Origin of the sequence: Mesorhizobium sp. M2A.F.Ca.ET.067.02.1.1 (genome assembly GCF_004023285.1) — a bacterium.
Lineage (GTDB): Bacteria > Pseudomonadota > Alphaproteobacteria > Rhizobiales > Rhizobiaceae > Mesorhizobium.
On record NZ_RZSB01000506.1, the window covers coordinates 1 to 4,438 of the forward strand.

Sequence of the window (4,438 nt, forward strand, 5' to 3'; positions counted from 1 at the left end):
CATCCTGCGCGCCCGCCGCAGCGTTTGGGAGAGGCTACTTCACCAGTTGCGGCAAATCCTTCAGGAGCGCCGCGCGCGTCGCAAGCCCCTTCGGCTCGCCGGTACGCTTGGTGTCGACAACCAGCCTTGCAAAGACGATGCGGCGCCCGCCCTTCTCGGCCCAGCCGACGAACCACCCAAGCGAGCGCCTGCCATCCTGGCCAAGCCTGGTGCTGCCGGTCTTGCCCTGCACCGTCCAGTCTGCTGCCGCGAAGGTCGGCAGGATTGCCCTGGTCATTTCATGCGCCTTCGCCGACACCGGCATCTTGCCGGCGAGCAGTTGGCGCAGGAACGCCGTCTGCTCGACCGGCGATATTTCGAGCGAGGAATTGATCCAGGATTGCGTCAGTCCGTTATCCTTGCCGGCATCGCCCGAGACGTCCTTGTTGCCATAGCCGAATTTCGACACGTAGCCGGCGAATTTTTCGGCGCCGAGCCGCCGCGTGATCTCGCGCGAGTACCAGACGATGGAATCGCGTTCCCAGATCGTTGGATCGACGGTCTTCTGGTCGCGCTTCGCCGCCTTGAATTCCGGCTTGTAGTCCCAGCTCGGCGTGTGCACGTCGCTTAAGATGCCTGCGTCATAGCCGATCGGCGCCAGGGGCACCTTGAACGTCGAGGCCGGACTGACGCGCTGATCACAGACGCCGTCCTGGTAAAGCGTGGCGCCGCTTTGCGCATCCTGGATCAGCGTGCAGCGGATGTCGTTGAGCGGCGCCGATTGCGCCCGCACCGGCAAGCCGAGCATCCAGGCCAGAAGGAAAAGGACGATGGCAAAAATGAAAGGATAGCGGTCCATCTGGCGCATGGCGAAGTCACTCCGGTATGAGATTGCGGGAGCGGCTTAGCGACGCGACTTGTCTCGATTTTGTCTCAAATTGGCAATGTTTGTGCAGCTTCGCGTTAACCCTACCGGACCGTTAAAATCCGGTTCGCATAACGGCGAAGCAATCAGATTTCGGGGTTGCCGCGCTTTTTGCCGATCCGCCAGTAGCGCCAGGGCATGAACCAGACATAGCGCGCTGCAAGCACCTCCGGCACGCGATCAATGCCATGCGTTCCGAACGGCCCGCAGCGTGAGATTCTGAACAGCCCCATCCAGCCGCCGGCCCACAGGCCATGGCGGGCGATCGCCTCATGCGCGTATTCGGAGCAGGTCGGCAGGTGCCGGCAGCTGTTGCCGACAAACCCTGAAAGCGTCAGCTGATAAAGGCGCACGAGTGACGTGCCGAGGATGCGCCCGGGCGTCTTGCGCCATGGCCCCGGCCAATTGCGTCCGCGCTGGATCGGCCGGCGCGTATGTCCGTGATGGTCGCCCATCGCTCCGCAGCCTGTTTCACTGCGCGATAGATGTGGGCTTCGACGCTGAAACGCAATGCTTTGCCCTCAAGGCCTGGAGCGCCGGATGGGATGGCTGCCGGTCCATGGGCGATGGTGAGGGGGAAGATCGCGGCGGTCATGGCGGCCGTCGCGCACGACTCCACCATGCCATTGGAAGGTCGCTATCCGTACCACGTCGCTGAAAATGGCCAGGAACTCGTTCATGACAGGTCTCCTTTGACACGGATTAGACTGCCGCTGGCCTTCCTCCTCAAACGAGTATAATTTCCGCCTCGGATAACTTGAGGTTATGCGAATGAAGCGGGGCCGCCTGCCGCTGACGGCATTGAGAAGCTTCGAGACGGCCGGCCGGCATTTGAGCTTCAGCCGGGCGGCAGAGGAGCTTTATGTCTCACAGGCCGCGATCAGCCGGCAGATACGCGAGCTCGAGGCCTTTCTGGGAAGACCGCTATTCCTGCGCCTCCATCGCCGTGTCGAACTGACGGATGCGGGCCATCGGCTGCTCGGCCGATTGGTGAGAAGCTTCGACGATATCGACCGCGTGCTTTCCGAGCTCACGGCCTCGCCAGCCCAAGCCGTCGCGCGCGTCAGCGTCGAACCGTCGCTCGCCGCCGTGTGGCTGGTGCCACGGCTCAATCGCTTTCGCCAGTTGCGGCCTGATATCGACGTTTCCCTTGAAGTCGATCCACGGCCGATCGAGTTCCGCAGCGACCAGCCCGAGCTTGCCTTGCGTTTTAGCGCGCACGCCACGTCATGGCCGCGCAGCGAGGCCGAGCGCCTGGCCTCGACCGTCGATTCACCGGTCCTGTCGCCGGCGCTGCTTGCCGCCGGCCCTCCCCTGGAAAAGCCGATCGACCTTCGCCATTACACGCTGCTGCACGAGGAAAACCGCCAGGGCTGGGCGCGCTGGTTCCAGGCGGCCGGCGTGCCCGCCGAGGCGGTCCCCGCGCGCGGCCCGATGCTGACCGACGTCTCGCTTTCCAAACAGGCCGCGCTGCTCGGCCATGGCGTGGCGCTCGGCGACCTCCTGCAGGTCGGCGAGGAGCTCGCTTCGGGGACTTTGATCAAGCCGTTCGATATCGATGTCGCTTCCGGCGCCTACTGGCTGGTGGCCAGGAACTTGTCGGATCTGGCCGAACCCGCCAAGGCGTTCGCCGACTGGATCCGAAGCGAATTCGCTGTAACCAGGGGAGCGGCCTAAGCCGTGTCCTCACGCCGCCTGTCCGGCGCGCTTCTTCTCGATCTGGCCGATCGCGTCGACCACCGCGTCGAAGGTCAGCATGGTGGAGGCGTGGCGCGCCTTGTAGTCGCGCACCGGTTCCAGATATTTGAGGTCGGCGAAGCGTCCTTCCGGCGGCGCGCCGTTTTCCTTCAGCATCCTCAGCATGGTTTCGCGCACGGCGCGCAATTCGCCGGCGTTGGCGCCGACCACATGCTGGGCCATGATCGAAGAAGAGGCCTGGCCGAGCGCGCAGGCCTTCACGTCATGGGCGAAATCGGTGACCACGTCGCCATCCATCTTGAGGTCGACGGTCACGGTCGAGCCGCACAATTTGGAATGCGCCCTGGCGGTCGCGTCGGGATGATCGAGCCGGCCGATACGCCCGATGTTTCCGGCGAAGCCGAGAATTTTCGCATTGTAGACGTCGTCGATCATATTTTTCCAATCCGTCGCCGCCCAGCGAACAGGGTTTGCCGCTCTCGCGTCTTCCTTTCGCTCCGCTCCAACCATATATAATGGTGGCAGTCGGGCATCGACAAGGCGGCCGGAAGCTGCCTTCGTTGCCCCGCTGTTCACGCCGCTTGCGGGATGGAAATGGGCGATTTTCACCCAAAAGGTCATGGTCCGTTCAACTCGTCCCACCTTTGAGTGGGACTACGGGAGACGCCTTTATGGATGCCGTCATCAAGAAAATCATGCCCCCTTCACAATATTTGGACAAGCCCGTCACCGACCGGCCGAGCGAAGCCGAGGTCGAGGCCGCCGTGCGCACATTGCTGCGCTGGACCGGCGACAATCCGGATCGCGAAGGCCTGGTCGATACGCCGAAGCGTGTCACCAAAGCCTTCCGCGAGATGTTCAACGGCTACGACATGTGCCCGGCCGACGAGCTTGGCCGTACCTTCGAGGAGGTTGCCGGCTATGACGACCTCGTCATCGTCAAGGACATAAAGTTCCATTCGCATTGCGAGCATCACATGGTGCCGATCATCGGCAAGGCGCATGTCGGCTATCTGCCGGACGGCAAGGTTGTTGGCCTGTCGAAGATCGCGCGCGTGGTCGACATCTTCGCCCACCGCCTGCAGACTCAGGAAGCGATGACCGCGCAGATCGCCGGCGTCATCCAGGACGTGCTCAACCCGCGCGGCGTCGCCGTCATGCTCGAGGCCGAGCACATGTGCATGGCCATGCGCGGCATCCGCAAGCAGGGCTCGACCACGCTGACCTCGACCTTCACCGGCGTCTTCAAGGATACGCCCGAGGAGCAGGTCCGCTTCGTCACCATGGTGCGCGCAGGCGGCTGATGATCGACCGTCGCCGGCCAAACATATAAGGACCGGCGATGTCGGCAGTCGAATTCCCGAAAGCTCCGTCAGACAAGAAAGCGCTGGAGGAAGGCTCCGTCTTTTCTCCGCGCTTTGACGCCGCGGGCCTCGTCGCCGTCGTCGTCACCGACGCCGGTGACGGCATGCTGTTGATGGTCGCGCATATGAATGCCGAGGCGCTGGCGCTTACGCTGGAAACCGGCATTGCACACTACTGGTCGCGCTCGCGCAATGCGCTGTGGAAGAAGGGCGAGACCTCGGGCAACTTCCAGCAGGTCGTCGAGATGCGCACGGATTGTGACCAGGACGCGATATGGTTGCGCGTGAAAGTGTTGGGCCACGACGCAACCTGCCACACCGGACGGCGTTCTTGTTTTTATCGGACGGTGGGGCTGAATGACGGCAAAGCAACGCTTGCCGGCGACGGCAGTAGGCCGCTGTTCGATGCGGAAGAAACGTATCGGAAGCCGGTGTGAACCATTCAATATTCACAAACCACTCAGATTCACTA

7 protein-coding genes are annotated in these 4,438 nt (G+C 62.8%); 3 read left to right on the top strand and 4 right to left on the bottom strand.

Going from position 1 to position 4,438, the window contains the following annotated elements:
• Nucleotides 1-34: 34 nt before the first annotated feature.
• The 3 genes from blaOXA to EOA28_RS39035 form a co-directional block, all read right to left on the bottom strand.
• Complete coding sequence (gene blaOXA / locus EOA28_RS26215) at nt 35-847, bottom strand: class D beta-lactamase (RefSeq protein ID WP_127253941.1); 813 nt, start codon at nt 845-847, stop codon at nt 35-37.
• Nucleotides 848-990: 143 nt separating this feature from the next.
• The gene (yidD, locus tag EOA28_RS26220; protein ID WP_127386065.1) at nt 991-1,359 is read right to left on the bottom strand and encodes a membrane protein insertion efficiency factor YidD; all 369 of its coding nucleotides are present in this window, start codon (nt 1,357-1,359) and stop codon (nt 991-993) included.
• Nucleotides 1,360-1,425: 66 nt separating this feature from the next.
• A complete protein-coding gene (locus EOA28_RS39035) occupies nt 1,426-1,584 on the bottom strand; it encodes a hypothetical protein (protein ID WP_189342194.1) in 159 nt (52 codons plus the stop codon).
• A gap of 91 nt (nt 1,585-1,675) precedes the next feature.
• Here EOA28_RS39035 and EOA28_RS26225 point away from each other — a divergent pair, with 91 nt between their 5' ends.
• Nucleotides 1,676-2,581: a LysR substrate-binding domain-containing protein gene (locus EOA28_RS26225; protein ID WP_127252192.1), complete on the top strand. Its 906-nt coding sequence runs from the start codon at nt 1,676-1,678 to the stop codon at nt 2,579-2,581.
• A 9-nt stretch (nt 2,582-2,590) separates the two neighbouring features.
• On the opposite strand, the gene EOA28_RS26230 is transcribed toward EOA28_RS26225, so the two are convergent.
• Nucleotides 2,591-3,037: an iron-sulfur cluster assembly scaffold protein gene (locus EOA28_RS26230; RefSeq protein ID WP_042644273.1), complete on the bottom strand. Its 447-nt coding sequence runs from the start codon at nt 3,035-3,037 to the stop codon at nt 2,591-2,593.
• 236 nt (nt 3,038-3,273) lie between these two features.
• Between EOA28_RS26230 and folE the strand changes: the two genes are divergently transcribed.
• Nucleotides 3,274-3,906 (top strand): GTP cyclohydrolase I FolE, encoded by a 633-nt coding sequence (gene folE / locus EOA28_RS26235; RefSeq protein ID WP_040981569.1) that lies wholly within the window; start codon nt 3,274-3,276, stop codon nt 3,904-3,906.
• Between the two features lie 38 nt (nt 3,907-3,944).
• Nucleotides 3,945-4,403, top strand: a complete 459-nt coding sequence (gene hisI, locus EOA28_RS26240; protein ID WP_127252193.1) for a phosphoribosyl-AMP cyclohydrolase — start codon at nt 3,945-3,947, stop codon at nt 4,401-4,403.
• Nucleotides 4,404-4,438 lie beyond the last annotated feature (35 nt).

Coding starts and splice junctions, on each gene's coding strand:
- EOA28_RS26225 (WP_127252192.1), top strand. CDS start 1,676: ATGAAGCGGGGCCGCCTGCCGCTGACGGCATTGAGAAGCTTCGAGACG.
- blaOXA (WP_127253941.1), bottom strand. CDS start 847: ATGCGCCAGATGGACCGCTATCCTTTCATTTTTGCCATCGTCCTTTTC.
- EOA28_RS39035 (WP_189342194.1), bottom strand. CDS start 1,584: ATGAACGAGTTCCTGGCCATTTTCAGCGACGTGGTACGGATAGCGACC.
- folE (WP_040981569.1), top strand. CDS start 3,274: ATGGATGCCGTCATCAAGAAAATCATGCCCCCTTCACAATATTTGGAC.
- EOA28_RS26230 (WP_042644273.1), bottom strand. CDS start 3,037: ATGATCGACGACGTCTACAATGCGAAAATTCTCGGCTTCGCCGGAAAC.
- yidD (WP_127386065.1), bottom strand. CDS start 1,359: ATGGGCGACCATCACGGACATACGCGCCGGCCGATCCAGCGCGGACGC.
- hisI (WP_127252193.1), top strand. CDS start 3,945: ATGTCGGCAGTCGAATTCCCGAAAGCTCCGTCAGACAAGAAAGCGCTG.